The sequence below is a fragment of the Pseudomonas sp. Irchel s3f10 genome (assembly GCF_900187515.1).
In the GTDB taxonomy this organism is placed as follows: domain Bacteria; phylum Pseudomonadota; class Gammaproteobacteria; order Pseudomonadales; family Pseudomonadaceae; genus Aquipseudomonas; species Aquipseudomonas tensinigenes.
The window spans coordinates 260,436-285,900 of sequence record NZ_FYDZ01000007.1 but is presented as its reverse complement, the minus strand read 5'-3'; the positions used below and the strand labels follow the sequence as shown (position 1 = coordinate 285,900).

The 25,465-nt window shown below is 59.2% G+C and carries 28 protein-coding genes and 1 tRNA gene; 10 read left to right on the top strand and 19 right to left on the bottom strand.

Translation table 11 applies throughout. The features are described from left to right. Positions 1 to 215: 215 nt before the first annotated feature. The 5 genes from CKW17_RS17550 to CKW17_RS17530 all read right to left on the bottom strand — a co-directional run bounded on the left by CKW17_RS17550 (position 216) and on the right by CKW17_RS17530 (position 4,428). On the bottom strand, positions 216 to 1,451 hold the full coding sequence (locus CKW17_RS17550; protein WP_095120781.1) for a methyltransferase: 1,236 nt from the start codon (positions 1,449 to 1,451) through the stop codon (positions 216 to 218). After that, a complete protein-coding gene (locus tag CKW17_RS17545; RefSeq protein ID WP_095120780.1) occupies positions 1,432 to 2,121 on the bottom strand; it encodes an ABC transporter permease in 690 nt (229 codons plus the stop codon). The genes CKW17_RS17550 and CKW17_RS17545 overlap by 20 nt, the downstream gene beginning before the upstream one ends. Continuing rightward, complete coding sequence (locus CKW17_RS17540; protein WP_007909165.1) at positions 2,121 to 2,813, bottom strand: ABC transporter permease; 693 nt, start codon at positions 2,811 to 2,813, stop codon at positions 2,121 to 2,123. Before CKW17_RS17540 ends, CKW17_RS17545 begins: the two co-directional genes overlap by 1 nt. Positions 2,814 to 2,891: 78 nt before the next feature. Next, positions 2,892 to 3,641: an ABC transporter substrate-binding protein gene (locus CKW17_RS17535; RefSeq protein WP_007909166.1), complete on the bottom strand. Its 750-nt coding sequence runs from the start codon at positions 3,639 to 3,641 to the stop codon at positions 2,892 to 2,894. Between the two features lie 13 nt (positions 3,642 to 3,654). Further along, positions 3,655 to 4,428: an ABC transporter ATP-binding protein gene (locus CKW17_RS17530; protein ID WP_007909167.1), complete on the bottom strand. Its 774-nt coding sequence runs from the start codon at positions 4,426 to 4,428 to the stop codon at positions 3,655 to 3,657. A 554-nt stretch (positions 4,429 to 4,982) separates the two neighbouring features. On the opposite strand from CKW17_RS17530, the gene gabP reads away from it, so the two are divergent. Next, positions 4,983 to 6,374, top strand: coding sequence for a GABA permease (gabP, locus tag CKW17_RS17525; RefSeq protein ID WP_095120779.1), 1,392 nt, complete (start codon positions 4,983 to 4,985; stop codon positions 6,372 to 6,374). Between the two features lie 70 nt (positions 6,375 to 6,444). Here gabP and CKW17_RS17520 read toward each other — a convergent pair whose 3' ends face one another. The 4 genes from CKW17_RS17520 to CKW17_RS17505 all read right to left on the bottom strand — a co-directional run bounded on the left by CKW17_RS17520 (position 6,445) and on the right by CKW17_RS17505 (position 9,448). Further along, on the bottom strand, positions 6,445 to 6,897 hold the full coding sequence (locus CKW17_RS17520; RefSeq protein WP_095120778.1) for a hypothetical protein: 453 nt from the start codon (positions 6,895 to 6,897) through the stop codon (positions 6,445 to 6,447). Positions 6,898 to 6,903: 6 nt separating this feature from the next. Further along, positions 6,904 to 7,317, bottom strand: a complete 414-nt coding sequence (locus CKW17_RS17515) for a hypothetical protein (protein ID WP_008080543.1) — start codon at positions 7,315 to 7,317, stop codon at positions 6,904 to 6,906. A gap of 29 nt (positions 7,318 to 7,346) precedes the next feature. Beyond that, complete coding sequence (locus tag CKW17_RS17510) at positions 7,347 to 8,321, bottom strand: alpha/beta fold hydrolase (RefSeq protein WP_095120777.1); 975 nt, start codon at positions 8,319 to 8,321, stop codon at positions 7,347 to 7,349. Positions 8,322 to 8,389: 68 nt separating this feature from the next. Beyond that, the gene (locus CKW17_RS17505; RefSeq protein ID WP_095120776.1) at positions 8,390 to 9,448 is read right to left on the bottom strand and encodes a YhcG family protein; all 1,059 of its coding nucleotides are present in this window, start codon (positions 9,446 to 9,448) and stop codon (positions 8,390 to 8,392) included. 259 nt (positions 9,449 to 9,707) lie between these two features. Here CKW17_RS17505 and CKW17_RS17500 point away from each other — a divergent pair, with 259 nt between their 5' ends. Then, positions 9,708 to 10,157, top strand: coding sequence for a hypothetical protein (locus CKW17_RS17500; protein WP_095120775.1), 450 nt, complete (start codon positions 9,708 to 9,710; stop codon positions 10,155 to 10,157). Positions 10,158 to 10,232: 75 nt separating this feature from the next. Next, positions 10,233 to 10,523 carry a YceK/YidQ family lipoprotein gene (locus CKW17_RS17495; protein WP_095120774.1) on the top strand — a complete coding sequence of 97 codons (291 nt, stop codon included), beginning with the start codon at positions 10,233 to 10,235 and terminating at the stop codon, positions 10,521 to 10,523. Here CKW17_RS17495 and CKW17_RS17490 read toward each other — a convergent pair. The 7 genes from CKW17_RS17490 to CKW17_RS17460 all read right to left on the bottom strand — a co-directional run bounded on the left by CKW17_RS17490 (position 10,520) and on the right by CKW17_RS17460 (position 15,671). Then, entirely contained in the window at positions 10,520 to 10,873 is a 354-nt protein-coding gene (locus CKW17_RS17490) for a hypothetical protein (protein WP_095120773.1), read from the bottom strand. The two genes, CKW17_RS17495 and CKW17_RS17490, sit on opposite strands and share 4 nt — an antisense overlap. Before the next feature lie 109 nt (positions 10,874 to 10,982). Continuing rightward, positions 10,983 to 11,315, bottom strand: a complete 333-nt coding sequence (locus CKW17_RS17485; protein ID WP_095120772.1) for a hypothetical protein — start codon at positions 11,313 to 11,315, stop codon at positions 10,983 to 10,985. Between the two features lie 134 nt (positions 11,316 to 11,449). Further along, positions 11,450 to 11,525: transfer RNA gene (locus CKW17_RS17480), tRNA-Phe, on the bottom strand. A gap of 104 nt (positions 11,526 to 11,629) precedes the next feature. Beyond that, positions 11,630 to 11,902 carry an oxidative damage protection protein gene (locus CKW17_RS17475; protein WP_016986336.1) on the bottom strand — a complete coding sequence of 91 codons (273 nt, stop codon included), beginning with the start codon at positions 11,900 to 11,902 and terminating at the stop codon, positions 11,630 to 11,632. Continuing rightward, positions 11,899 to 12,966: an A/G-specific adenine glycosylase gene (gene mutY, locus CKW17_RS17470; protein WP_095120771.1), complete on the bottom strand. Its 1,068-nt coding sequence runs from the start codon at positions 12,964 to 12,966 to the stop codon at positions 11,899 to 11,901. Before mutY ends, CKW17_RS17475 begins: the two co-directional genes overlap by 4 nt. Continuing rightward, positions 12,963 to 15,188: an AsmA family protein gene (locus CKW17_RS17465; RefSeq protein ID WP_095120770.1), complete on the bottom strand. Its 2,226-nt coding sequence runs from the start codon at positions 15,186 to 15,188 to the stop codon at positions 12,963 to 12,965. Before CKW17_RS17465 ends, mutY begins: the two co-directional genes overlap by 4 nt. A gap of 78 nt (positions 15,189 to 15,266) precedes the next feature. Continuing rightward, entirely contained in the window at positions 15,267 to 15,671 is a 405-nt protein-coding gene (locus tag CKW17_RS17460; RefSeq protein WP_095120769.1) for an acetyl-CoA sensor PanZ family protein, read from the bottom strand. Positions 15,672 to 15,894: 223 nt separating this feature from the next. On the opposite strand from CKW17_RS17460, the gene CKW17_RS17455 reads away from it, so the two are divergent. The 7 genes from CKW17_RS17455 to CKW17_RS17425 all read left to right on the top strand — a co-directional run bounded on the left by CKW17_RS17455 (position 15,895) and on the right by CKW17_RS17425 (position 21,875). After that, positions 15,895 to 17,559, top strand: coding sequence for an OFA family MFS transporter (locus CKW17_RS17455; RefSeq protein WP_095120768.1), 1,665 nt, complete (start codon positions 15,895 to 15,897; stop codon positions 17,557 to 17,559). A gap of 271 nt (positions 17,560 to 17,830) precedes the next feature. Next, positions 17,831 to 18,424: an imidazoleglycerol-phosphate dehydratase HisB gene (hisB, locus tag CKW17_RS17450; RefSeq protein ID WP_007909204.1), complete on the top strand. Its 594-nt coding sequence runs from the start codon at positions 17,831 to 17,833 to the stop codon at positions 18,422 to 18,424. After that, positions 18,424 to 19,062, top strand: a complete 639-nt coding sequence (gene hisH / locus CKW17_RS17445; RefSeq protein WP_007909206.1) for an imidazole glycerol phosphate synthase subunit HisH — start codon at positions 18,424 to 18,426, stop codon at positions 19,060 to 19,062. Before hisB ends, hisH begins: the two co-directional genes overlap by 1 nt. After that, complete coding sequence (locus tag CKW17_RS17440) at positions 19,063 to 19,323, top strand: DUF2164 domain-containing protein (RefSeq protein WP_003220751.1); 261 nt, start codon at positions 19,063 to 19,065, stop codon at positions 19,321 to 19,323. It begins immediately after the preceding gene. A gap of 101 nt (positions 19,324 to 19,424) precedes the next feature. Beyond that, positions 19,425 to 20,174 carry a 1-(5-phosphoribosyl)-5-[(5-phosphoribosylamino)methylideneamino]imidazole-4-carboxamide isomerase gene (gene hisA / locus CKW17_RS17435; protein WP_053116589.1) on the top strand — a complete coding sequence of 250 codons (750 nt, stop codon included), beginning with the start codon at positions 19,425 to 19,427 and terminating at the stop codon, positions 20,172 to 20,174. A gap of 92 nt (positions 20,175 to 20,266) precedes the next feature. After that, positions 20,267 to 21,037, top strand: a complete 771-nt coding sequence (hisF, locus tag CKW17_RS17430; protein WP_007909211.1) for an imidazole glycerol phosphate synthase subunit HisF — start codon at positions 20,267 to 20,269, stop codon at positions 21,035 to 21,037. An 82-nt stretch (positions 21,038 to 21,119) separates the two neighbouring features. Beyond that, positions 21,120 to 21,875, top strand: coding sequence for an ABC transporter substrate-binding protein (locus tag CKW17_RS17425; RefSeq protein ID WP_095120767.1), 756 nt, complete (start codon positions 21,120 to 21,122; stop codon positions 21,873 to 21,875). Here the strand turns inward: CKW17_RS17425 and CKW17_RS17420 are convergent. From CKW17_RS17420 to CKW17_RS17410, 3 genes are all read right to left on the bottom strand, one after another. Further along, positions 21,856 to 23,229, bottom strand: coding sequence for a Vps62-related protein (locus CKW17_RS17420; protein ID WP_095120766.1), 1,374 nt, complete (start codon positions 23,227 to 23,229; stop codon positions 21,856 to 21,858). The genes CKW17_RS17425 and CKW17_RS17420 overlap by 20 nt on opposite strands. 118 nt (positions 23,230 to 23,347) lie before the next feature. Next, complete coding sequence (locus tag CKW17_RS17415; RefSeq protein ID WP_095120765.1) at positions 23,348 to 24,124, bottom strand: divergent polysaccharide deacetylase family protein; 777 nt, start codon at positions 24,122 to 24,124, stop codon at positions 23,348 to 23,350. A 2-nt stretch (positions 24,125 to 24,126) separates the two neighbouring features. After that, on the bottom strand, positions 24,127 to 25,446 hold the full coding sequence (locus CKW17_RS17410) for a S41 family peptidase (protein ID WP_095120764.1): 1,320 nt from the start codon (positions 25,444 to 25,446) through the stop codon (positions 24,127 to 24,129). Positions 25,447 to 25,465 lie beyond the last annotated feature (19 nt).

Below are 25,465 nucleotides of genomic sequence, written 5' to 3'. Positions count from 1 at the left end.
GGTTTGATTGGCAGCTTATGCACAACTGAGAGCCACGAAATCGGACTCAGGCGGGGTTTTGTGAACCCATTCTCATTTTGTTCGCAAATCCCTGTTTTACAGGTTTTTTATTCATGTGAACAAAAAATGACCAGTGCTGTTAACCCAGCGAAACAGGCGCAGATATTGGATCCACGGGAAAACCATCAACAGAGTTATCCACAGGCTGTGATGTTTTAAACGCGTTCGGCCAGTAGCAGCAAATTACGCGGAGTCAGCGGGGTGTCGCAGAAGGTTCCGAGGCGGACGGTGTAGTCCTGTTCTTCAAGGAAAAGCGCTCGATCCAGATTCAGCCAAAGCTCTAGCGGCCGTCGGAACAATCCGCGAAGCAATTCCAGATTGCGAACTTCGGCCAACCGCTGCCAACCCGCAGCTTCGAGTGCGGGCCAATCTGGCGAGCCGATTGTGGATAACTCTTTGAGCGCAGCCAAATCGCGACAGTAATTGGCGAACGGTTTTTCCAGCCAGGCGCTGGGCAGGGAGGGCGTCTGCAGGTATTCGTCGACGCCGCGCACTTGCCGTTGCAGCAGGTCAAAGGCCAGACGACGGGCCATCGAAGTGTCGCGCTGACGTCGGACCCGTGCACCGGCGGTAACGGTTTCGCTCATCGGCAGCGCCAGATCTTCCAGCGAGAGCTGTAGGAACGTTCTCGATCCAGCCGTGGACAATGGCTGATATTCGCTGCGACTGATGCGGTTGTAGCAGCAAGGCGCAATTGCCATTTGCTGGCAACCCACAGCACTGGCCAGTTGCATCAATCGCACATGCAGGTCACCGCAGGCGTGAAGGGCGACGGGCGTGTGATTCGCGCTCAATACAGCAGAGGCGTCCGCCGCCAGGACATTCTGTTCCACATGCAAAGCGTGCAAGTGATGACGCTGACTCAAGGCCTGACCGCTGGCGACCAACAGAGGGTCGTATTCAACGCAAGTCAGTTGCTGCCCCGCGGCCAACAAGCGTCGCCCCAAATGCCCCTTGCCCGAACACCAATCCAGCCAATGCGTCGGCTGCGAGGCAAAGGACAAACAACTGGCAAACGCCTCGATCTGCTGCCACTTGCGCCCCGGCACATCGACATTCAATCGATGCCCCGCAGCTTCCAGCGCATGTCCCGGCAACTCGCTAACAGAACTCAGTTCAGCCGACAACGCTGCCAATGAAGCAAATGGCTCCGGCGCAACGGCAAGATCAGCAGGTTGGTTGTGAGCACTTTCCGCGTCTTCCAGCGACCGTCCGCGCAGCCAAGAGGCCAGCTCCGGGTAGGATTCTTCCCAAGGAAGATGTAGATGAGTGAACGGTCGAGGTTTCCACAGCGCCTGATGCTCAATCAAAAAAGCATCCAGCGCCGTGAAGCGGGCGAGTAAGTCCTCGCCCGTCAGCACGTGGGAAATGTCAGCGCCCTTGGCAGGCATCGACGCGCAGCCAGCGCTCCAGCAGCTTGAAGCCGCGTACCAGCACGTAGGCCATCAGCAGATAGAACACGCCCGCCGCGAAGAAGATCTCCACCGGCAAGTAGGTGCGGGCAATGATCGTGCGCGCCATGCCGGTCAGTTCCAGCAGAGTCACGGTGCTGGCCAGCGCACTGGCCTTGAGCATCAGGATCACTTCGTTGCTGTACGCCGGCAGGCCGATGCGCGCGGCACGCGGGAGGATGATGTAGAACATCGCTTTCGGCTTGGACATGCCCAAGGCCCGCGCCGCTTCGATCTCACCCGGCGGAATCGCCTGAATTGCCCCGCGCAGAATCTCGGCGATGTACGCCGCCGTGTGCAGTGTCATGGTCACCGTGGCACACCAGAACGGATCGCGCAGGTACGGCCACAACGCGCTTTCACGCACCGCGTCGAACTGCGCCAGGCCGTAGTAGACCAGGAACAGCTGAACCAGCAACGGCGTGCCACGGAAAAAGAAGATGTAAGCGTAAGGCAGCGAGCGTGCGTACCACAGCTTCGAAGAGCGGGCGATGCCCAGCGGAATCGCCAGCAGCAGACCGGCAATCACGGCGATGGCGACCAGTTCCAGGGTCAGGGTCGCGCCCTGTGCCAGTTTCGGCAGCCACTTGATGATGACTTCCCAGTTCATTAAGCGCTCCTCGCAAAGCCGCGAGCGGCGCGTTTTTCCAGGAAGTGCATGCCGGTCATCGCCAGCACGGTCAGGCCCAGGTACATGATCGCGGCGACCATATAGAAGGTGAACGGTTGTTTCGACACGGTCACGCCGATTTGCGCGTGACGCATGATTTCTTCCAGGCCAATCACCGAGACCAGCGCGGTGTCTTTCATCAGGATCATGAACAGATTGCCCAGACCGGGCAGGGCGATGCGCCACATCTGCGGCATGATCAGCCGGGTGAAAATCCGCCATTTCGACAGGCCCAGGGCCTGGCCGGCCTCACGGTGGCCTTTGGGAATGGCAAGAATCGCACCACGGAACACTTCCGTGGCGTAAGCGCCGAAGCACAGTCCGAGTGCGATCACACCGGCGGCGAAGGCGTTGAGCTGCAGGTCGGGGTTGCCGAAGAACTCACCGAGGGCGCGCATCAGGTTGACCGTACCGAAGTAGATCAACAGCACCCAGAGCAATTCCGGGACGCCACGCACCAGGGTCGAATAAGTGCCGCCAAGCCATTGCAGCGGCTTGTACGGGGAAGTCTTGGCCAAGGCGCCGAGCAGACCGAGCACCAGTCCCAGGCACAGGGCGGTGAGGGCCAGTTGGACGGTCATCAGCGCGCCGGCAGCGAGGGCCGGGCCGAATCCGTAGAGGTCGATAATCATGGGTTTCTGTTCAAATTGCGGCAGGCAAAGTCGGGAGCCGACGCCGTTCAATCACGGCGCCAGTCCCACAGGTCAGGATCAGTAGATGCTGAACGGGAAGTACTTGTCGTTGATCTTCTTGTAGGTACCGTCGGCGACGATTTCCTTCAGCGCGGCGTTGAGCTTCTCACGCAGTGGATCGCCCTTGCGCACAGCGATGCCGATCTTGTCGCTTTCTACGACCGGGTCACCTTTGAACTCGTAGTTCTTGCCAGCGTCGCTTTTCAGCCAGTCATAGTTGGCGTACTTGTCAGCGAGGATCGCGTCGACACGACCTGAGGTCAGGTCGAGGTAGGCGTTTTCCTGGGTGTCGTAGAGGCTGACCTTGATGTCATCGGCGTAGGTGTCTTCCAGCCAGGTACCGGCCAGGGTCGCACGCTGGGTACCGATGGTCTTGCCTTTCAGCGAGTCCTTGTCGGTTTTGAAGTCGACGTTTTTCGGTGCGATGAACTGCAGCTTGTTCGAGTAGTACGGGTTGGTGAAGTCCACCGCGCCTTTGCGCTCTTCGGTAATCGACAGCGAGGAGATCAGGAAGTCGAACTTCTTCGCGTTCAGGGCCGGGATGATGCCGTCCCAGTCGGAAGTGACCACGGTGCACTCGACTTTCATCTTCGCGCACAGGGCGTCGCCGATGTCTTTGTCGAAGCCGACCACGTTGCCGCTGGCGTCTTTGTTGTTGAACGGCGGGTAGGCCGCTTCGATGCCCATCTTCAGGGTTTCAGCCATGGCACCGGCGCTGAACGCGAGGGTGACGGCGGCGGCCAGGAAGACCTTCTTGAAATTCTGCATGCATGTTGCTCCGTTAGCGGTTGCTGGACATGAATTGTTTGCAGCGCGCCGAAAGCGGGTTTTCGAACACCTGCTGAGGCGATCCTTGCTCTTCTATAAGGCCTTGGTGAAGGAACACCACTTCGCTGGAGACCTGACGGGCAAAGCCCATTTCGTGGGTCACGAGCAGCATGGTGCGGCCTTCTTCGGCCAATGCGCGGATGACACTAAGTACTTCCTGAACCATTTCCGGGTCAAGCGCCGAGGTGGGTTCGTCGAACAGGATCACCTTCGGTTGCATCGCCAGCGTGCGGGCAATCGCCGCGCGTTGTTGCTGGCCACCGGACAATTGCGCCGGATACGCGTGGCGCTTGTCGGCGATGCCGACCTTGGCCAGCAGCGCTTCGGCGACTTCGATCGCCTCGGCTTTGCTCTGGCCGAGCACGCGACGCGGTGCCTCGATGATGTTGTCGAGGATGCTCATGTGCGGCCACAGATTAAAGTTTTGAAACACAAAACCAATCTCGGAGCGCAGGCGGTTGATCTGTTTGCCATCGGCGGCAACCAGTTCGCCATTTTTGGCGGCCTTGAGCTTGAGTTCTTCACCGGCCACCAGAATCTGGCCCTGGTGCGGGTTCTCCAACAGGTTGATGCAACGCAGGAACGTGGACTTGCCGGAACCGGAGGAACCGAGGATCGAGATCACATCGCCGTCGCGGGCGGTCAGCGAGATGCCTTTGAGCACCTCCAGCTGTCCGTAGCGTTTGTGCAAGTTGCGGATTTCAAGCGCGGGCGTGGCCTCAGCCATGTGCGTTCCTCATATATGTTGCGCTCCTGCTGTTGGATGGCCTTCCTGGCGAGGCGGCCAAGCTAGCATAGCGTTTCAATGGCAGCCAACAGCGCTACGAGCGGTTAACGGGTGGCATGTGGCAGGTTGTCGCATCGGCACAGCAGACTGTCGCCCCATCAACAACCGAACGGGTGTTTGATCGTGCAAACCCGTGGGTGTCGCGTAAAAAAAGGCGCGATGTTGCCAGCTTTGGCGGGGTGTTGGAAGCGCTATCCGGCCGAACGTTCCTGATTCGCCCTTTTATTGTGCATCCCACACTTTTTCAGTGTGTTTCTGGTGCGCGAATTCGTCTTGAAAGTGAGTCGCAGGGTAACGCTCTGGCGGATTGCCATTAAATCCAAGGACTTGCGATGACTGTCCGGTCGCGCGCAAAGCCGCGGCACAGAAGAGTTTGAAACATTTTGGCGCAAAACTTGCGTGCAGAATAAGGAACGCCCCGTTGGTTTCTTTTTACGAGAAAGAAAATGCCAGACGGGCCGGACGCAATCGCTTTCCTCGCAAAGGTAGTTTCGATGAGCAGTACCCCAAGCACCAATGGCCTCGAACAGGGGCTCAAACCGCGTCATGTGACCATGTTGTCGATCGCCGGTGTAATCGGCGCCGGTCTGTTCGTTGGCTCCGGCCACGCCATCGCTGCCGCCGGCCCTGCCGTGCTGCTGGCCTACGCCGCCGCCGGTACCCTGGTGGTTTTAGTGATGCGCATGCTCGGCGAAATGGCCGTTGCCTCGCCGGACACTGGCTCCTTCTCGACGTACGCCGACCGTGCCATCGGGCACTGGGCCGGTTTCACCATCGGTTGGCTGTACTGGTGGTTCTGGGTCTTGGTGATTCCCCTGGAAGCCAACGCCGCCGCAACCATTCTCCATGCATGGTTCCCTGACGTCGGCATCTGGGCGTTCGCACTGGTCATCACCCTGTTGTTGACCGTCACCAACCTGTTCAGCGTAAAGAATTACGGCGAGTTCGAATTCTGGTTCGCGCTGATCAAAGTGCTGGCAATCATCGGCTTCATCATCCTCGGTCTGGCGGCGATCTTCGGCTTTCTGCCAAACAGCCAGGTCAGCGGCGTTTCGCACCTGTTCGACAGCGGCGGCTTCCTGCCAAACGGCATGGGTGCGGTGCTTGGCGCGATCCTGACCACCATGTTCTCTTTCATGGGTACCGAGATCGTGACCATCGCGGCCGCGGAATCGAAGAACCCGGGCAAGCAGATCTCCAAGGCCACCAATTCGGTGATCTGGCGGATCGGTCTGTTCTACCTCGTGTCGATCTTCATCGTTGTGGCCCTGGTGCCATGGAATGATCCTACGCTGGCCAACCTCGGTTCCTACCAGACCGTGCTTGAGCGCATGGGCATTCCTAACGCGAAAATGATCGTCGACATCGTGGTGCTGGTTGCTGTGACCAGCTGCCTGAACTCGGCGCTGTATACCTCGTCGCGCATGCTCTTCTCCCTCGGCAAGCGTGGTGATGCACCGGCCATGGCGACGCGGGTGAACAAAAGCGGTACGCCTTACTGGGCGGTGATGCTGTCCACTGGCGCGGCGTTCCTGTGCACCTTCGCCAACTACGTGGCCCCGGCTGCGGTGTTCGAATTCCTGCTGGCCAGCTCCGGCGCGATCGCACTGCTGGTGTACCTGGTGATCGCCTTCTCGCAACTGCGCATGCGTAAACAACGCATGGCACGCGGCGAGAAAATCGTCTTCAGCATGTGGCTGTTCCCGGGCCTGACCTACGCGGTGATCATCTTCATCGTCGCGGCCCTGACCATCATGCTGTTCCAGGAAGCGCATCGCGTGGAGATCCTCGCGACTGGTTTGCTGAGTCTGATGGTGGTGGCTGCCGGTCTGCTGGTGGCACGCCGTCGCAAGCTGGAAAAACGTGGCACGGTGGTGTTGAACTGATCCGTAACGCTTAATGCAAAACGGCCGCTGTCAGTGATGACGAGCGGCCGTTTTTGTTTGTGAGCGATGTTTATTCGCTCTTGTCTTCCTGTGCTTCCACCGACTTGCCATAAGCATCCAGCGCAACCCCGAAATCGGTGATGAACTGCGGTTCGCTCAGCCAGGCCTGGGCTTCTTCGATCGTTACGCCTTCGGCCCACATGCGGTAGTCGATCAGCATGTCGGCGGCCAGGTGGGTGGCGGCCATGCCTTCGTTGTCGGCGTTTTCCATGTCCAGCAGCTCTGGATGGTCAACGATGACGAACGCCAGCTCGCGCAGCAGTGTCAGCAGCATCTCGTTGCGGCTGATGGCTTCGGCGTCGCGCATTTTGCTGAACATCGCCAGGACGTATTCCGGCACCGGCTCGGCGAGGTGGCCGAGGTCTTCGTCCTGGTCCAGCGGCTTGCGGCCGACCATGCGGATTTGCTTGGCTTTGGCCTTGGCGCGTTTGGCGCGTTTCTGTTGCTTGTTCAGGGATGCCATGGGAACTCAGTTCTTCTGTTGGGTTTGTGCGGCAATCGCGTCGGACGCCGCCACATAGTCGGCCTGGAAGGCCGGGGATTCGATCCACGCCAGCGCGCCGGCCTCGTCGGTTTCCTGCGACCACTGGCGATACTCGATCAGCGCGGCAAGGATGAAATCCATCGCGCCTTCTTCGCCTTCCTGTTCGTAGACCAGTTCCAGCAGCGGGTCTTCGAGGAACGCGGTGCACAGCGCTTGCTGGCTGATCTTCTCGGCGTCGATCATTTTCTTGAACAGCTCGGTCAGGTCTACCGATTCGAAATCAATGCGGTCGTCGTTCGGGTCCAGCTCGACCGGCGCCTCGGCGCGTTTGGTGCGGTTCTGTTTGGCCTTGGCTTTGGCCCGGGTGGCGCGTTTTTGCTGCTTGTTGGCGGAGGCCATGATGTGTTCCGTCGTGCGTTGAGAGGGGCTCAGCTGCGCGGGACTTGCCGCCCGGGGGTGTCGGGGGCCAGTGTGCCGGTTTGCAGCCAGGTCAGAGCGATGGGCCATAGTGTGGCTTGGTATGCGCTGCGAAAAAAGGCGAAATGTCCGACTTGTTGTTCGTTGATGTCCTGCGGTTCGATGCGCAAGTGGGTTTTTGTAGCGTTGCTGAGGTAGTCGAGCAGGCGTTCGATGGCGGGAAGGGTGCCGTAGGGATCGTCGCTGATGCTGATCGCCAGTGTCTGTGCGCGTACGTTGGCGAAGGGCAGGGCGCCGCTCTTTTTCATCAACGCGCGACCACTGGGGCGCTGTTCGTAACGCGCGGCAGGCGTGCTCCAGTCGCGCACTACACCGGCCGGCGTATCTTCCAGCCAGCCAAGACGTTTGCCCGGGAAGTAACCGCAGATCAGCGTCAGCAGCGGCATCAACACATGCCATTTGCCAAACATGCGCCAGCGCTGTGCGGGGGCGTAATCGCGCCAGTAGGCGAACTGCGCACCGACGGTGACCAGCCGTCGGATAACTCGCCCGGATTCGCCCAGACCTGCCGCGCAACCGCCGAAGCTGTGGCCGACCACATCGATCGGCTGACCGGGAAACTCTCGTTGTGCGCGTTTGAGCATCGCTTCGAAATCCAGTGCGCCCCAATCTGTCCACGAGGCGTTCAAGCCTTTGATCGACGCGGATCGTGATTCGCCGATGCCGCGGTAGTCGTAGGTCATTACGTCGAAGCCGTTTGCGAACAGATAAGCCGCGAAACGCGAGTAGTGGCGGCAACGTACTGAGGTCGCGGCGTTGATGATCACTACCGGGCGTTGGCTATCAGGCAAGAACTGACGCCAGGTGAAACCACCAAGTGCAAAACCGTCGGCGGCAGCTTCTTTGAAAGGCTCACCTTGCTCAGCAGTCAAGGTTGGCGACCCTGACCGCATGTCTTGCCTTGCGGGCGTGTCCTGACAGCTCATGACGCTCGACCTTGAAGAGTAAGCTGACAACGATAGTCTCAGCGCCGCCCGGCAACAATCCGCAAGTTTTACTCGGTGGATTGAGTGAGCCTGCGCTCTTCGATCAACGCCTGCTCGCGATTGAGTTCCGCGCGTAACTCGTCTTCACTCGGCAGGATCGTCTTGTAACTGCTGGCAAACAGTTGCTCATTGCCCTTGAGCATTGAGTAACGCGCCACCGAGTCGTTGCTCTCGGCAGACAGAATAATCCCGACTGTCGGCTTGTCGCCCTCGCTGCGCATGAGCTCATCGTACATGCGCACATACATGTCCATCTGCCCGACATCGCGGGCGCTGAGCTTGCCGCGTTTGAGATCAATGATCACAAAGCATTTGAGCAGGTAGTTGTAGAACACCAGATCGATGTACAGATCGACGCCGTCGGTACTGATGCGTTGTTGGCGGGCGACAAAGGAAAAGCCTTTGCCCAGCTCTAGCAGAAAGCCCTGCAGATGGTCGATCAGAGCTTGTTCGAGACCGCTTTCCCTGACCTTGCCTGCCGAGGGCAGACCGAGAAATTCGAGCATGACGGGATCACGAATGAATTCACGCGGGTTGCATTTCAGCGCTTCGATATTGGTGGTGGCTTCTTCGATCACATCGGCTTTGTCCCGACTCATGAGGAGCCGCTCGTAGTACAGCGTAAGGATCTGGCGATCGAGGGCGCGGCTTGACCAGTTCAGATTGGCGCATTCGTCCATGTACCAATGGCGGGCTTTCTCGCTTTCAACCCGCAGTAGACGGCGGTAGTGGGTCCAGCTCAATTCGGGACGCAGTGCGTCTCGAATTGGAAATTTTTGATAAAACAGGCGCATCTTCCATAAATTGGTTTCATCAAAGCCTTTTCCGAACTGCCCAGTCAGATCCTTCGCCAGTAGGCCAATCAGCTGTTTTCCATAGCCCGCACGCTGGGCTCCCTCTTGTTCAAACTCGACAATATGCCTGCCGATCTGCCAGCAGGTCTGCACTTGAATCGTGTCCACCGCACGCAGTACTTTTTGCCGCGCCTGGCGAATCAATTCGCCCAGCTCCCCCAGCAACGAATCGATTTTCGGGTCTTGCGTGTCAGCAGGTTTTAGCGGGCTCATCGGCTCTTCCACATCGTTGGATACAGGCGTCAAAGCATGCCAAGAGTCGCCGCGTGGGTATGTCGGGCGAGCCGGTTAAATGGGACGGAAGAAGGGATTGATGTTGCAGGACGTTGCCGCTGAAAGATGCGTCAGAGAGTCATGGTCTGTAGTCCATTTCGTACACGTGCCAAGTTCCAAACAATCTAAAACCCACCCGGATACGCAAAATCTAAAAGGAGTAACGGTTGGGTTCTGCAAGAACCCGGGAGTCGTGATCATGAAACGCGTTCTTTCATTCATGCTGCCCATCGCCGCAGTCGCTGCATTGCTGTTTCCGGTGATGTTGCAGGCAGCCAGTCTTGAGCCCATCGACAGTACCGGGGTGCAAGTTCAGCAGCAACAACAGAACGGCGTCACTTATCTGGCTGGCGGGATCGGTGAGGATGAGGCGAAGGCTATTCAACAAAGCAGCGGTTACAACCTGCACATGACATTCGCCGTGGGCGCGCAAGATGAGTACACCGCTGATGTCGATGTAAGGATTGAAAAGTCTTCAGGGCAAACCGTACTTACGCTTAGCCAGACGGGCCCGCTGGTGTATGTGCAATTGCTGCCCGGCAAGTACACGGTGGTGGCCACGCGTAAAGGCGAAACGCGGCACGACGTGACCGACGTTGGCAGCGGCACCCCGCGCAATCTGGTGTTCCACTGGAATGATGCTGGATAGCGATGGGTGTGATGGCAGAGTTGAGGCGCGGGTACAATCCCGCGCCTCATCTTTGTGACGTAAGGAAACGCTGGTTTGAAAGGGATTTTGCGTACGGTTGGTGTCATCGGCCTGGTATTGCAGTTGGCCGGCTGCGGAACGTTTATCGGGCGTTTGAATGACGGTTTGTCCGATGCTCAGTATTACCGAGGCGTTGATGGCAACCTTCATCTGCTGGGTGTGCGTGGCGGCGGCAGCGATGGCATGCCGGCGGCGATCGTCTGTTACATGATGATTGTCTGCCCGCTCATCACCGTCGTATCCCTGCCAGTGGATGCCGCGCTGGATACGGTTCTGCTGCCTGTCGATTACATCAATACGCTTTAGGTTTTCTTTGCGCGGCGTTTGCGATTCGCTGGCTTCGACGGCTTCTGCACTTTGCGGTAGATCCACACGCCGAACACCGCAATTGCCAGCAGCAACACCATGACGACGCCTTGCCGCACAAATTCAAACCAGAACCGCCGGGGATGCTCGGCCAAGGTGTAGGTGCTGCGCGGGCCACGGTTGGTGGTGGTGATGGAGCCGCTGATCCAGCTGTCGATCAGCATCCAGATTGATGCGCCAATGGCGAAGGCAATCAGCACAACAAAGAGCACGGTCAGCCAGTAACTCGTGCGGCTCGGACGATAGGGCGGCGGATGAGGCAGGGGGACGCGGGTTCGTTTCTGGTTCATCAGCTTGATGACCCTCTTCCGTAAGGGGCGGCCAAAGTAGCGCGGATTACGGCTGATGGGAAAGCGCTGACGTACAAACCCGCGACCACTGAGTAAGGGCCGCATACTTCTATTTCGTGAAAAGTGTTTTTAGAACCAGGCCAGATTCTTCATCTATCCGGCAATCGAACCCGGAAAAGTTTCCAACCCACAGCGGTTCTTCGCTTATCACGCCGGTATAGGCGTCTCCACCGCCCATGCCAATATCGGGCGCTCGCCAGAGCAGGTTGCCTGAGCGGTCGTAGCAGAACAGATTTTGCGAGGGGGCTGCGCGCTCAAAAGCCATCCAGTCATAGATGACCAAGACTCGCTCGTTGATCAGGACGGCTTGCAGGACACAATAGCAGCCCTCAAAACGTATGCCGTCGCCGATGATCCATCTGCCGCTCACTTCAAGCCTCATGCGTTCCCTGCTGTGCCAAGCACTGTAATGCGCGAGTGTAGGTTTTCTGCGCCGCGTAAACAGCTGAACTCAGTGTTTATCAAATCGCAGGCATAAAAAAACCCTGAATCTTGCGATTCAGGGTTTTCGGTATTTGGTGCCCAGAGACGGAATCGAACCGCCGACACGGGGATTTTCAATCCCCTGCTCTACCGACTGAGCTATCTGGGCAACGGGGCGCATTAAAAGGGTTTTTCGGATTTACGTCAACGACTTTTTTAAAATTTCTTAAATTAATTCCGTCGCTTACGATCCGACCCCCGATTTTGCAGGGTTTACTCAGCAGGCGGAACGTAGCCTTCAGCCTTGGCGTATTCCTCGCCGGAGAAGTACTTGTCCATTTCGCCCTGCAGATATTTGCGGTCTTCGGCGTTCATCATGTTCAGACGCTTTTCGTTGATCAGCAGGGTTTGGTGTTTCTGCCAGTCAGCCCAGGCCTTGGCCGAGACGTGGTCGAAAATATCCTGACCTTTGGCGCCCGGGAAAGGAGCGCGGTCCAGCGCGGGCAGTTCTTCTTTGTACTTGCGGCACATTACGGTGCGGGTCATGGCGACTCTCCTGCATTCAAGACGGCGGCCGCGCGTTCGAGCAAGGTTTTGACCGGGGCGGCGAGGCCCAGGCGCGGCGGGGTGGCGAGGTTATACCAGAGCCAGTCGGCCTCGGCCACGTGATGGGCGGCCTCCTGCACCTGAACCAGCCAGGGTTCGATGGACAGCTGGAAATGACTGAACGTGTGGACGAGGCTCGGCAGCGCCTGCTGCTCGCCCATGGTCAGCGAGTGCTGAGCGGCGAGATGTTGCAGGTCATCGAGGTCGTCGAGTTCCGGCAGGCTCCACAAACCGCCCCACAAACCGCTCGAGGGGCGACGGTAAAGCAGAATCGCGCCGTCGCCGTTGGCGAGCATCGGCATCAGCGTGCGCTTCTGCGGGATGGCTTTGCGCGGCTTGGGGATCGGGTAGCGAGTTTCGAGACCGAGCATGTGCGCCTCGCAGCCACGCTCCAGTGGACACAGCAGGCAACTCGGCTTGCTGCGCGTACACAGTGTGGCGCCGAGATCCATCATCGCCTGGGTGTAGGCGTTGACCCGATCGTGCGGCGTAAAGCGCTCAGCGTTGGCCCAGAGCTGTTTGGCGACCTTCGGCTCGCCGGGGTAGCCCTCTTGCGCGGTAAAACGCGCCAGCACGCGTTTGACGTTGCCATCGAGAATCGGCGCGCGCAGGCCCATGCTGATGCTGGCGATGGCGCCCGCAGTAGAAAGGCCGATGCCTGGCAGGTCCGTGAGCTTTTCGACATCCCGCGGAAACTCGCCACCGTACTGGCTGACGACGATCTTCGCGGTCTTCTGCAAGTTGCGCGCACGGGTGTAGTAACCGAGCCCGGTCCACAGGTGCAGCACCTCGTCTTCCGGCGCTGCGGCCAGCGCTTCGACCGTCGGCAGCGCGGCCATGAAACGGTCAAAATAATTGAGCACGGTGCTGACCTGGGTCTGCTGCAACATGATCTCCGACACCCACACCCGATACGGGTTGATGTCCTGCTGCCAAGGTAAATCGTGGCGGCCGTGGCGGTCGAACCAATCCAGCACCGCCGTGGAAAATTGCTCCGCTCTCATCGCTTGAACAGCCCCTTCAATGCGTTTTTCAATTCCGGGCTGACCTTGTCACCGAGTTTTTCGTCGATTTTTTCACTGAGCTTGTCGCCGGCCAGTCTGGTCGCGACCTGACCGAGGCGATCATTGTCGACGCGGCAGGCTTTGGCGCCCAGTTCCAGCGGGCCACGGCAGCGCAGCGGCCATTCGACACCGACGAATTTTTCGCCGACCTGACAGGCTGGATCCGGCATGGCGCTGGTGTCGCCTTCGACGATGATGCCGACGCGGTAGTCCATGCCGAGCACGCGCAAATCGATGTCGCCGTCACCGTTGACGGTCATGCCGGGGATGCGCACTTTCAGGTCCGGATTGCTGGCGACGCCGTTGCGGAAGGTCAGGTTGCCCTTGAGTTCCTGGAACGGCGTGTCTTTGCCGCGTGGCTCGCCGCTGAGGGTTTTGCGGTTGAGCGTGGCGATGCCTTTGCACAGTTGCTGCTCAAGGTTGGCGTTGAGCAGCACGCCGTTGTTGATCACGAAACTGGCGTTGCCGTTAAGCGTATCGATCAGTGCCTGCTGGCTGTTGCCGCTGCCAGTGACATTGCTGGTGAGGGTCACCAGACCTTTGACCGGCGGGTTCTTGCCTTGGCTTTCGAGGATTTTTTCTACAGGCACGCGATTGAGCCTGGTCTGCAGATTCAGCACAGGCGCGCTCGGGCGTACATCGAGAGTCCCGTTGGCGGCGAAACCGCCGTTGTACAACTCACCGCTCAGGTTGGTCAGGGTCAGCAGGCCGCCCTGGCCGGTGGCTTTCAGTGCGGCGTTCTGGATCGGCAGTTTATCGAGGGTCAGTTGGCCGAAGGTCAGATCGGCGTCTACGTCGAGTTTGGCCAGACGTTCAACCGGCAGCAGGCGCTCGGTGCTCCAGGCGGTTTTGCTGGGTTTGTCCGGCAGAGGCGTTGAGCCGGCACCGGCCATCGCATCGGCTTCGGTGCTGGCGACTTCGGCCTGACGCACTTGCGTGGCGCTGTTGGCTTGCGCCGATTTTGGCGGCAGGTAGCGGTCGACGTTGAACGTGTCAGCCTTGAGGATTGCCCGCAGTGACTGTTTGGCGAAATCCTCGACGGCGATGCGGCCGCTGAAGCTGCTGTCGTCGAGTTTCAGGTTGATGTTGTCGAAAGCGATGCTGGTTGGCGTGGCGGCAACGCGGCTGACCAGTTCGACCTTGCTCAGGCTGCCTTCGGTCATGGCCGGCAGTTTCTGGCCGATGCTGTCGACGAATTTCGCCAGATCGAACTGGGCGATGGAGAGGCCGCCAGTGATTTGTGGGGTCTTGTCGAGGTCGTTGGCTTTCAGCTCGCCCAAGGCGCGCAATTGGTTGGCGGAGATCTTGATGCCGGTCCATTCGGCGACGTTCGCGGCTTTGTCCAGCGATAACTGGCCTTGAGCTGCGAAGGTCATGGTCTTGCCTTGCAACGGATCGCCGGCCAGCTCGCCGGACAGCTTCATGTCTTCGAACCTGTAGCGTTGCAGCGCGCGCTCGATGCGCAGCTCGCCGGTGAGCTCGGTACGCACGCGCAGGACGGGCTGGTTGGTGCCGAGGAATGCCGTGGCTTTCACCGGAATATTCGTCGAATCGTGTACCGGGCCGGTGCTCAACTGAATGCTTTCGGCGCTGAACTGCTTGCCCGTCAGTTCATCGTTGTATTCAACACGGGCGTTGTTGACGGTCAAGCTGTCGATATCCAGGCGGATCGGCTGTGGCGGTTTTTCGGGTTGGGCAGGGGCCTCTGCAGTGGCTGTGCTGGCCGGCGCCGGAGTGCCGGCAGGTGCGGCGGCTGTCGGCACTTTGCCGATGTCTTCCCAGTTACCGTGGCCGTTCTTGTCGCGTTTCAGGCGCAGATTCAGACCTTCAACGCGCACATCGCTCATTTGCACTTCGCGGCGCAACAGCGGTAGCACGCGCACGGACAGGCCGAGCATCTGCAGATCGGCATACGGTTCGGTCGGATTGATCAGGGTGGCGACGCTGGCTTCGTGCAGTTCCAGGCCGAGCCACGGAAACAGGCTCCAGCCGATGTCGCCATTGAGCGTCAGCTCGATGTGGGCCTTGTCGCGGGCTATCTGGCGGATCTCGTCTTTGTAATCGTTGGGATCGAAGAGGTGGGTCAGGGCAAAACCTGCCGCCACGATGATCAGCAACAGCCCGAGAAGTACCAGACCCAGGATTTTGCCGAACGCTTTCATGGGCGAGTCCTTGTAGTTAGTCGAATTCGTAATTTAGCCGGGGAGTATAGCGCTGCAACTGCCCGGTTCGCTGTGACGTCATGTTGCCGCGACTTCCAGCGGAACACACAATTTGGCGGCGAGTGCCTGAGCCTCCAGATGCCCGGCAGGCGCCAGCAGACGCAACTCAGCCCCCGCTTGCGACGCCATTTTCTGTGCTTGGTTCACCAGCCGTTCGGCAACTCCACGGCGACGGGTAACTTTTCTTACGCATAAATGGGACAAGTACCAGACGTCGTGGTGCCTTTGCAGAATGCCGGCACCGAGCAGGCGATCGTTGAAGCGGCCGGCAATAAGAGCCCCGTCCGCGAGTGCGCTTTCGATCAGCCCGGCCTCCCCGGAAAACGGCGTGAACAGCCATTCAGGGGCGTCGCGATAGATCTTCTGCAGATCCTGTTGATCCTGATAACTGGCGTCTTTCAAGGCTTGGACAATGATCGGCATGGCGTTTTCCTGGTGGTACGAGAACAGATGACAGAAAAAAGGTGATATCAGTTTGGTTTTTCTGTCACGTGCAAATGGTAACCTTCGCCCGTTCGTCCGTCCTTCTGCGACTTAACGTCGCGCCTTCAAGGAGCTTCACCCAAAAAAACGGTCATGCCTGCGTGCATAAAGGCCGGGGGTGAACAGTGGCTGGCGAACCATACTAATAATTGGGGGATACACAATGAGCACGAGCATCACGGCGGACGGCCTTCGCGCCGACCAGCCTGCGTTCCTGTCCAAGGAACGCATCATCGCCAAGCCCGGTTTCAACCGCTGGCTAGTTCCACCGGCCGCTCTGGCCATCCACCTGTGCATCGGCATGGCCTACGGCTTCTCGGTGTTCTGGTTGCCGCTGTCCAAGGCGTTGGGCGTTACTGCTCCAGTGGCTTGCGCACCGGACATGAGCTTCATCGCACAGGTATTTTCGTCGAACTGCGACTGGCCGATCTCCATGCTCGGCTGGATCTACACGCTGTTCTTCATCTTCCTCGGCTGCTCGGCAGCGATCTGGGGTGGCTGGCTGGAACACGCCGGGCCACGCAAGGCTGGCGTGGTATCGGCACTGTGCTGGTGTGGCGGTCTGCTGATCTCGGCGCTGGGTATTTATACCCATCAGATCTGGCTGATGTGGATCGGCTCCGGCGTGATTGGCGGTATCGGTCTCGGTCTGGGCTATATCTCGCCGGTGTCGACCCTGATCAAGTGGTTCCCGGACAAGCGCGGCATGGCCACCGGCATGGCGATCATGGGTTTCGGTGGCGGCGCGATGGTTGGTGCACCGCTGGCAACCGCACTGATGAGCCACTTCGGTTCGGCTGAGGGTGTCGGCGTCTGGCAGAGCTTCGTGGCCATGGCTGCGATCTACTTTGTGTTCATGATCGGTGGCGCTCTGGCTTACCGCGTGCCGCCAACCGGCTGGAAACCTGAAGGCTGGACCGCTCCGGCGAAGAAAGCTGCGAACGCAATGATCACCAACCGTCACGTGCACGTGAATGTGGCGTGGAAAACCCCGCAATTCCGTCTGGTCTGGCTGGTGCTGTGCCTGAACGTGTCCGCCGGTATCGGCATCCTCGGCATGGCTTCGCCACTGCTGCAGGAAGTGTTCGGCGGCAAGCTGCTGGGTGTTGATGTGCCGTTTGGTCAGCTCGATGCTGGGCAACTGGCTTCGATCGCGGCGATTGCTGCCGGTTTCACCGGTCTGCTGAGCCTGTTTAACATTGGTGGCCGCTTCTTCTGGGCCTCGTTCTCGGACTACCTGGGCCGCAAAAACACCTACTTCGTGTTCTTCGCCCTGGGTTTCGCCCTGTACGCACTGATCCCGAACATGGGCCATCTGGGCAACGTTGCGCTGTTCGTGGCGGCGTTCTGCATCATTCTGTCGATGTACGGCGGCGGTTTTGCCACTGTTCCGGCGTATCTGGCCGACCTGTTCGGTACGCAGATGGTTGGTGCGATCCACGGTCGTCTACTGACGGCTTGGGCTGCGGCTGGCGTGCTGGGTCCGGTATTGGTGAACTACCTGCGTGAATATCAGCTGAGCATCGGCGTTGAACGCGCTGCGGCTTACGACATCACCTTGTACATCCTCGCCGGCCTGCTGGTGCTGGGCTTCCTGTGCAACCTGATGGTGCGTCCGGTGGCTGACAAGTACTTCATGACCGACGCTGAACTGGCGGCCGAACAGGCGCTGGGCCACGATAAAGGTGCTGATGCCAGCACGGTTCTGGAGTGGAAAGCCGCAGCGGGCAGCAAGCCGCTGGCAATCGCTGCCTGGCTGGTTGTAGGTATTCCGTTGGCGTGGGGTGTGTGGGTAACCCTGCAGAAGACGGCGGTACTGTTTCACTAAGTAATGGGTCAAACGCAGTACCCCTGTGAGAGCGAGCCTGCTCGCGAAGACGGAGTGTCAGTCGACATAAATGTTGGCTGACCCACCGCATTCGCGAGCAGGCTCGCTCCCACATTTGTTTTTGCGCTGCCTGTAATGGCTTGTATGGACATGTCTACCCGCGACAGCCGGGGGTTCTATCCGTCAGCCATCTCACCTCTCGTGTTTCTGTTTGCGCCCCGCGTGCCTATAATGGCTGCCTTTTTCGCCCAATGATTTTGCGGAGCTGGTGATGGCCGAACGTAAGGCGTCTGTCGAGCGCGACACTCTGGAAACCCAGATCAAAGCCTCGATCAACCTTGATGGCACCGGAAAGGCCCGATTCGATATCGGTGTTCCTTTTCTTGAGCACATGCTGGATCAGATCGCCCGTCACGGGTTGATCGACCTGGATATTGAATGCAAGGGCGATCTGCATATCGACGACCACCATACGGTGGAAGACGTCGGTATCACCCTCGGCCAGGCGTTTGCCAAAGCCATCGGCGATAAAAAAGGCATCCGTCGCTACGGTCATGCCTACGTGCCGCTCGATGAAGCGCTATCGCGCGTCGTCATCGATTTCTCCGGTCGTCCAGGCCTGCAGATGCACGTGCCGTACACCCGCGCTACCGTCGGCGGCTTCGACGTTGACCTGTTCCAGGAATTCTTCCAGGGTTTCGTCAACCACGCGCTGGTCAGCCTGCACATCGACAACCTGCGTGGCACCAACACCCACCACCAGATCGAAACCGTGTTCAAGGCTTTCGGCCGCGCGCTGCGCATGGCCGTCGAGCTGGATGAGCGCATGGCCGGGCAAATGCCATCGACCAAAGGCGTTCTGTAATGCAGACGGTTGCAGTTATCGATTACGGCATGGGTAACCTGCACTCGGTGGCCAAGGCCCTCGAGCACGTCGGCGCCGGCAAGGTGCTGATCACCAGCGATGCTGCGGTGATTCGCGAAGCTGACCGCGTGGTGTTCCCCGGTGTTGGCGCGATTCGCGATTGCATGGCGGAGATCCGTCGCCTCGGCTTCGATTCGCTGGTGCGTGAAGTCAGTCAGGATCGTCCGTTCCTCGGTATCTGTGTCGGCATGCAAGCGTTGCTCGACACCAGCGAAGAGAACGACGGCGTCGACTGCATCGGCCTGTTCCCGGGCGCGGTGAAGTTCTTCGGCAAAGACCTGCATGAAGACGGCGAACACCTGAAAGTCCCGCACATGGGCTGGAACGAGGTGAAGCAGAAAGTCAGCCACCCGCTGTGGCATGACATTCCGGACATGGCGCGTTTCTACTTCGTGCACAGCTACTACATCGCCGCCGCCAACGCGCGGCAGGTGGTCGGTGGCGGTCATTACGGCGTCGATTTCGCTGCGGCGCTGGCCGACGGCTCGCGTTTCGCCGTGCAGTTCCACCCGGAGAAAAGCCATACCCATGGCCTGCAATTGCTGCAGAACTTCGCCGCGTGGGACGGTCGCTGGTAAATGGCTGCCAAGAAGTCCAAACCGCCGATCCTGACCCTCACTCCCGAACAGGAGAACGAGGCCAATCGCAAGATTCAGCGGTTCATGGAAGACCGTTTCGAACTCGACCTGGGTTCGTTCGAAGCGGCGGAAATTCTTGAGCTGTTTACCCGCGAAATTGCTCCGCACTATTACAACAGGGCGATTTTCGATGTGCAGACCCACCTCAAAGAGCGGTTTGAAAGCATCGAAAGCGACCTGTGGGCGCTCGAAAAAAATTAGGAGCAGCTGCAAGCCGCAAGCTTCAAGCTGCAAGAACTGGTACACCGCATGCTCGCAGCTAGTCGCTTGCAGCTTGCCGCTCTTTTGACGAAGGAAAAAGCATGCTGATTATTCCCGCTATCGATCTTAAAGACGGTGCCTGCGTACGTCTGCGCCAGGGCCGCATGGAAGATTCCACAGTGTTCTCCGATGACCCGGTGAGCATGGCTGCCAAGTGGGTGGAGGGCGGTTGCCGCCGTCTGCATCTGGTCGATCTGAACGGCGCTTTCGAAGGCCAGCCAGTCAACGGCGAAGTGGTCACCGCGATTGCCAAGCGCTACCCGACCCTGCCGATCCAGATCGGTGGCGGTATCCGTTCGCTGGAAACCATCGAACACTACGTCAAGGCTGGCGTCAGCTACGTGATCATCGGCACCAAAGCGGTGAAAGATCCTGCATTCGTCGCTGAAGCGTGCCGTGCGTTCCCGGGCAAGATCATCGTCGGTCTGGATGCCAAAGACGGTTTTGTCGCCACCGATGGCTGGGCTGAAATCAGCACCGTGCAGGTCATCGATCTGGCCAAGCAGTTTGAAGCCGACGGCGTGTCCTCGATCGTTTATACCGACATCGCCAAAGACGGCATGATGCAGGGCTGCAACGTGCCGTTCACCGCTGCGCTGGCCGCTGCGACCAAGATCCCGGTGATCGCCTCCGGCGGCATCCACAATCTGGGTGACATCAAGTCGCTGCTCGACGCCAAGGCGCCAGGCATCATCGGCGCCATCACGGGTCGCGCGATTTATGAGGGCACGCTGGATGTGGCAGAAGCCCAGGCTTTCTGCGATAGCTACGCGACCAGCTCCAAGCTGTAAGCTGCGAGCTGCAAGTTAGAAGCGCGACCGCGTCCGCTCTTTCTTGCAGCTTGAAGCTTGAAGCTTGCAACTCTTAATCGGAGATTAAGCCCATGGCGTTAGCCAAGCGCATCATCCCTTGCCTGGACGTGGACAACGGCCGGGTCGTCAAAGGTGTGAAGTTCGAGAACATCCGCGACGCCGGTGACCCGGTGGAAATCGCCCGTCGTTACGACGAGCAGGGTGCCGACGAGATTACTTTTCTCGACATCACCGCCAGCGTCGATGGTCGCGACACCACGCTGCATACCGTCGAGCGCATGGCCAGCCAGGTGTTCATCCCGCTGACCGTCGGCGGTGGCGTGCGTACCGTGCAGGACATTCGCAATCTGCTCAATGCCGGTGCAGACAAGGTGTCGATCAACACCGCGGCCGTGTTCAACCCGGAGTTCGTCGGTGAAGCCGCACAGCATTTCGGCTCGCAGTGCATCGTTGTCGCCATCGACGCGAAGAAAGTCTCCGGCCCGGGCGAAACCCCGCGCTGGGAAATCTTCACCCACGGCGGGCGCAAGCCAACCGGCCTCGACGCGGTCGAGTGGGCGAAGAAAATGGAAGGCCTCGGTGCCGGTGAGATCCTGCTGACCAGCATGGATCAGGACGGCATGAAAAACGGTTTTGATCTCGGCGTGACCCGCGCGATCAGCGATGCGCTGGGCATTCCGGTAATTGCTTCCGGTGGCGTCGGCAACTTGCAGCACCTGGCTGACGGCATTCTCGAGGGGCACGCCAGTGCAGTGCTGGCGGCGAGTATTTTCCACTTCGGCGAATACACTGTGCAGGAAGCCAAGGCCTATATGGCCAAACGCGGCATCGTGATGCGTTAAGCGTCAAATTCGATACAGGCCAGTGGACACCATGGCGCACCCAAGGCACTCTTGGGCACGCCATGGATTTCGGTAGCCCGACATGATCAAACGCCTGCTTCTCGTTCTCGCCAGTGTTTCTTTGTTGCTGGTCAACACGGCTCGTGCCGAGGACAGTCCCGACACCGATCTGGTGCTCCTTACCGAAAACTTCCCGCCGTACAACATGGCGAAGAACGGCAAGAACTTCGCCCAGGGCGAAAACATCAACGGTATCGCCACCGATATCGTGCGTGAGATGTTCCGGCGCTCCGGCCTCACTTACAGTCTGACTCTGCGCTTTCCCTGGGAGCGGGTGTACAAACTGGCGCTGGAAAATCCCGGCTACGGTGCTTTCGTGATGGCACGCCTGCCTGATCGCGAGAAACTCTTCAAATGGGTCGGACCGATCGGCCCCGACGACTGGATCCTGTTGGCCAAGGCCGACAGCAAGATCACTCTCGAAACCCTGAATGACGCGCGCAAGTACAAGATCGGCGCCTACAAGGGCGATGCCATTGCCGAGACGCTGACCAAACAAGGCTTGAAGCCAGTGGTTGTGCTGCGCGATCAGGACAATGCGAAAAAGTTGGTCAATGGTCAGATCGACCTGTGGGCCACGGGGGATCCTGCCGGGCGCTATCTGGCGCGGCAGGATGGTGTGACGGGTCTCAAGACCGTGCTGCGCTTCAATAGCGCCGAGTTGTATCTGGCTCTCAACAAAGACATTTCTGACGAAGTCGTCGCCAGGTTGCAGGCGGCATTGGATCAGATGCGCAAGGACGGCGTTATCGACGAGATCATGGGGCGTTATCTGTAGCCGTTGGCAATTCTGTCGGCGCTGGCGTTTGCGTGATGGCGTCATTCGCTACAGAAGTGTCTATCGCGTCCGCGGCTTGCGGCTCTTCCTCAGGCAGGATCGGCTCATCCGGTACCGGCAATGTGTAGGCGCTGAAGTGCAAACTGTTGGCGTCGGTGTAACTGACAGCGCCGGTAACGTGCGTACCGTCTGCGCGTAGCAGCGTGTATTGACTTTGCATCAGGTAGACCGCCATCGAGCTGTTTTTGGCCATGACCGCGGCGATTTCAATCGGCGTTGAGTTGAGCCAGTCGTTTGAGTGGACTTCGCATTGGGTGAACTCATTGTTCAAGCGCGCCGAAAACAGGAAAGGCCGGGACACATTACTCTTCCATTGCGCGCCGAACTCGATCGAGGTGCGGTTGGTGAATGCGCGCAGACCTTCGCTGCTCTGTGCCCGGGGTGCGGTCCAGCGCATCGTCCTGTTTTGGTTTTCCCCGTTGTAGCGATGGCATATGAGCTGATACTGATCCGTGCGTTGCAGAAGATAGAAAGGTGACTGGCGCAGTTGTTCGCGTCTGGAAAACTGCGGGTCTTTTACCGCGAACCAGGGAAGTCTGGCGGTGTGCGTGGATATCTCGGGTATTTGCGAAGACGGCGAAACTGCACTGTCAAGAATCGGCGCGCCGGGACGGGGATTGATCTGCAGCGGGATCTCAAGGCGCAGTGAGTAAAGGAGGAAGTCAGCGGGCCTGGAATGACTGTTCCAGCCGACAAAGGTGCCGGGTGCCAGATGAATCACATTCGACGGGGCTGAGGGTGGAACGACACTCCAGGTGCTGACGCTTTGTCGGGCACCGCTGCCCTTGTCGTTCCACACCGGTTCACTGACGCCTGATGCGATGACGAGATCGGCGCGGACACAGCGAACCGCGTTGAGTGATGGTTTTTCGTAGCCGTCGGAGCATACAGAGCCCAGTGCCACGTAACCTTCGGGTGGAACGGGTCGCCAGATTGCACCGTCCTTCCTGGATCCCGCCCCGGTATCCTTCCAGATCAGCTCGTAGTCATTTGGGCGACTCAGCGCTTTGCCTTTGCCAGGATCGGCACTGGGTGTTCCAGCCTCGCAAACCACAGCCACCACATGTCGGTCGGTAATGTTGTTGTGATGATCAATCGCCACGTCGCCCAATGGAAAATAGCCGGGAAGCACATCGGCGGCAGGAGTGGGGCGCCAGAAGGCGGCCGGTTTTGCCCGCGAACCGCTGGTGTCCCAGACGCGGAGAAACTCCGTGGTGAAGTTGATCAGCAGATTGTCGTGTTGAATGGCATCCGTTTGCCCGATCGGCGAAACGCTATCGTCATGAGTAGTCATGGTAGCTCCTGATAGTTGAAAGGCGACTCAGGGGAGTCGCGACCTGTTGCAGGTCTTACTATCCGGGGCTGGGCCCGATGGCTGGCGGTAACTATGTATCTACAGTCGTGACAACCTGTTACCGGTACACGCCATCTTTGCCATGGCCAGCCATGGCGCGATTGCTGCGCACGCTGATCATCTGTTTGATGTCGATCCACTCGATACCCTGGGCCTTCAGTCTGGGCAGTTCTCGTTCCAGCACCGCCAGCGTCTGTGGATACGGATGGCCGATCATGACGGCCGAGCCCTGCTTGCGGGCCAGACTGATCGCCGTCTGCAACTGAGTGAAGATTGCGGCCTCAGTGCGCTCGTCATCGAGAAATACATCCCGCGAAACGCTCGCCAGATCGATTTTCTGTGCCTGCTGTGCCGCCACGGTTTGAGCGCTGGTGCGGCTGTCGACGAAAAACTTGTGGCGGCGCTGCAACTCGCCCATCAACCACGCCATCGCCACCGGTTGCGCCGTCATGCGGCTGCCCATGTGGTTATTGATGCCAGCAGTGTACGGGACCATTTTGAATGCGGCGTTGAGGCGTTTTTGCAGTTCTTCGATCGGCAAATCCGGGTGCCAGGCATAAGGCCCGGTGGCCGGGTCCATCGGCATGTGCAGGATGACGATCTTGCCGGCGCGATGGGCTTCGCGGGCGAACTCGGTGGCGTGCGGGGTATCTGGCATGATCGCCGTGGTCACCGGGCCGGGCAGAGCCAGCACGCGGCGATCGCGGGGCAGGTTCTGCCCCAGGTCGTCGATGATCAGTGTCAGGTAGGCTTTGTGCGGCGTTGAACTGGCGGGCTCTGCATGAGCAGCACCCGCCAGACAGCACAATAAAACAAAGAGAAAACGCAGAGACATCCTCAACGGCCGGACGTAATGCTCAGCCCTTTGAGCAGGCTCAGGGCCTGGGCCAATTGGTAATCGTCATCCTGCGGCATGGCTTTGGCCTTGCTGGCGGATCCGCTCGGCTTGTCCGCGCCGCCGTTGCCGTTGCCCAAGTGACCTTGCAGGTCGGCTTCCTTGAAGTATTCGCCGTCGGCCTCGCTGGTGATCTTGGCCTTGCGCACTTCGATGTCCGGCACGATGCCCTGGGCCTGAATCGAACGGCCATTCGGTGTGAAGTACAGCGCGGTGGTGATCTTCAATGCACGGTCGTTGTTCAGCGGCAGCACGGTTTGTACCGAGCCTTTACCGAAACTGGTGGTGCCCATGACCACCGCGCGTTTCTGGTCCTGCAGGGCGCCGGCGACGATTTCCGAAGCCGAGGCGCTGCCACCGTTGATCAACACCACCATCGGCACCGCTTCGCTTTCGTCTTTGCCGGTAGCGGAGAAGCGCAGTTCGGAATTGGCGATGCGGCCTTTGGTGTAAACGATCAGGCCTTTGGTGATGAAGTGGTCGACCACTTCCACCGCCGCCTGCAACACGCCGCCCGGGTTGTTGCGCAGGTCGAGGATGATGCCGTTGAGCTTCTTGCCGTTGTCCTTGCGCAGCTTGGCCAGGGCCTTGGAAACCTCTTCGCCGGTCTTGACCTGGAACTGGGTGATGCGGATGTACGCATAGCCGGTTTCCAGCAGTTGCGCCTTGACGCTCTTCACCTGAATCACCGCACGGGCCAGGGTCACGTCGAACGGCGTGCCGCCGTCGCGTACCAGGGTCAGGGTGATTTTCTGGCCGATCTTGCCGCGCATCTTGTCGACGGCTTCGGTCATGGTTTGGCCGCGCGTTGGCGCGCCGTTGATCTTGACGATGAAGTCGCCGGCCTGAATGCCGGCTTTCGACGCCGGGGTGTCATCGATTGGCGAGACCACTTTGATGAAGCCGTCTTCGGCACCGACTTCAATACCCAGACCGCCGAATTCACCGCTGGTGCTTTCCTGTAGCTCGGTGAAATCTTCAGGGCCCAGATAGGCGGAATGCGGATCAAGGTTGCTGAGCATGCCCTTGATCGCGTTTTCCAGCAGGGTCTTGTCGTCTACCGGCTCGACGTAAGCGGCTTTGATCCGGTCCATGACCTCGGCAAAGGTGCGCAACTCTTCCAGTGGCAACGGTGCCTTGGAGGTCGCGGCAGTGCCTGCCGGAGCGACGGTCGGGGCCGGTTGCGCGGCGAACGCCAGAGGCGCGCCGATCACCAGGGCGATCGTCAGGGCCAGCGAGGTAAGGCGGGACAAATGCAGCATGTCGAACGAACTCCTGAAT

What these genes read in the sequence shown, in the direction of transcription:
- CKW17_RS17550 (WP_095120781.1), bottom strand. Translation starts at nt 1,451, where the DNA reads ATGCCTGCCAAGGGCGCTGACATTTCCCACGTGCTGACGGGCGAGGAC.
- CKW17_RS17545 (WP_095120780.1), bottom strand. Translation starts at nt 2,121, where the DNA reads ATGAACTGGGAAGTCATCATCAAGTGGCTGCCGAAACTGGCACAGGGC.
- CKW17_RS17540 (WP_007909165.1), bottom strand. Translation starts at nt 2,813, where the DNA reads ATGATTATCGACCTCTACGGATTCGGCCCGGCCCTCGCTGCCGGCGCG.
- CKW17_RS17535 (WP_007909166.1), bottom strand. Translation starts at nt 3,641, where the DNA reads ATGCAGAATTTCAAGAAGGTCTTCCTGGCCGCCGCCGTCACCCTCGCG.
- CKW17_RS17530 (WP_007909167.1), bottom strand. Translation starts at nt 4,428, where the DNA reads ATGGCTGAGGCCACGCCCGCGCTTGAAATCCGCAACTTGCACAAACGC.
- gabP (WP_095120779.1), top strand. Translation starts at nt 4,983, where the DNA reads ATGAGCAGTACCCCAAGCACCAATGGCCTCGAACAGGGGCTCAAACCG.
- CKW17_RS17520 (WP_095120778.1), bottom strand. Translation starts at nt 6,897, where the DNA reads ATGGCATCCCTGAACAAGCAACAGAAACGCGCCAAACGCGCCAAGGCC.
- CKW17_RS17515 (WP_008080543.1), bottom strand. Translation starts at nt 7,317, where the DNA reads ATGGCCTCCGCCAACAAGCAGCAAAAACGCGCCACCCGGGCCAAAGCC.
- CKW17_RS17510 (WP_095120777.1), bottom strand. Translation starts at nt 8,321, where the DNA reads ATGAGCTGTCAGGACACGCCCGCAAGGCAAGACATGCGGTCAGGGTCG.
- CKW17_RS17505 (WP_095120776.1), bottom strand. Translation starts at nt 9,448, where the DNA reads ATGAGCCCGCTAAAACCTGCTGACACGCAAGACCCGAAAATCGATTCG.
- CKW17_RS17500 (WP_095120775.1), top strand. Translation starts at nt 9,708, where the DNA reads ATGAAACGCGTTCTTTCATTCATGCTGCCCATCGCCGCAGTCGCTGCA.
- CKW17_RS17490 (WP_095120773.1), bottom strand. Translation starts at nt 10,873, where the DNA reads ATGAACCAGAAACGAACCCGCGTCCCCCTGCCTCATCCGCCGCCCTAT.
- CKW17_RS17485 (WP_095120772.1), bottom strand. Translation starts at nt 11,315, where the DNA reads ATGAGGCTTGAAGTGAGCGGCAGATGGATCATCGGCGACGGCATACGT.
- CKW17_RS17475 (WP_016986336.1), bottom strand. Translation starts at nt 11,902, where the DNA reads ATGACCCGCACCGTAATGTGCCGCAAGTACAAAGAAGAACTGCCCGCG.
- mutY (WP_095120771.1), bottom strand. Translation starts at nt 12,966, where the DNA reads ATGAGAGCGGAGCAATTTTCCACGGCGGTGCTGGATTGGTTCGACCGC.
- CKW17_RS17465 (WP_095120770.1), bottom strand. Translation starts at nt 15,188, where the DNA reads ATGAAAGCGTTCGGCAAAATCCTGGGTCTGGTACTTCTCGGGCTGTTG.
- CKW17_RS17460 (WP_095120769.1), bottom strand. Translation starts at nt 15,671, where the DNA reads ATGCCGATCATTGTCCAAGCCTTGAAAGACGCCAGTTATCAGGATCAA.
- CKW17_RS17455 (WP_095120768.1), top strand. Translation starts at nt 15,895, where the DNA reads ATGAGCACGAGCATCACGGCGGACGGCCTTCGCGCCGACCAGCCTGCG.
- hisB (WP_007909204.1), top strand. Translation starts at nt 17,831, where the DNA reads ATGGCCGAACGTAAGGCGTCTGTCGAGCGCGACACTCTGGAAACCCAG.
- hisH (WP_007909206.1), top strand. Translation starts at nt 18,424, where the DNA reads ATGCAGACGGTTGCAGTTATCGATTACGGCATGGGTAACCTGCACTCG.
- CKW17_RS17440 (WP_003220751.1), top strand. Translation starts at nt 19,063, where the DNA reads ATGGCTGCCAAGAAGTCCAAACCGCCGATCCTGACCCTCACTCCCGAA.
- hisA (WP_053116589.1), top strand. Translation starts at nt 19,425, where the DNA reads ATGCTGATTATTCCCGCTATCGATCTTAAAGACGGTGCCTGCGTACGT.
- hisF (WP_007909211.1), top strand. Translation starts at nt 20,267, where the DNA reads ATGGCGTTAGCCAAGCGCATCATCCCTTGCCTGGACGTGGACAACGGC.
- CKW17_RS17425 (WP_095120767.1), top strand. Translation starts at nt 21,120, where the DNA reads ATGATCAAACGCCTGCTTCTCGTTCTCGCCAGTGTTTCTTTGTTGCTG.
- CKW17_RS17420 (WP_095120766.1), bottom strand. Translation starts at nt 23,229, where the DNA reads ATGACTACTCATGACGATAGCGTTTCGCCGATCGGGCAAACGGATGCC.
- CKW17_RS17415 (WP_095120765.1), bottom strand. Translation starts at nt 24,124, where the DNA reads ATGTCTCTGCGTTTTCTCTTTGTTTTATTGTGCTGTCTGGCGGGTGCT.
- CKW17_RS17410 (WP_095120764.1), bottom strand. Translation starts at nt 25,446, where the DNA reads ATGCTGCATTTGTCCCGCCTTACCTCGCTGGCCCTGACGATCGCCCTG.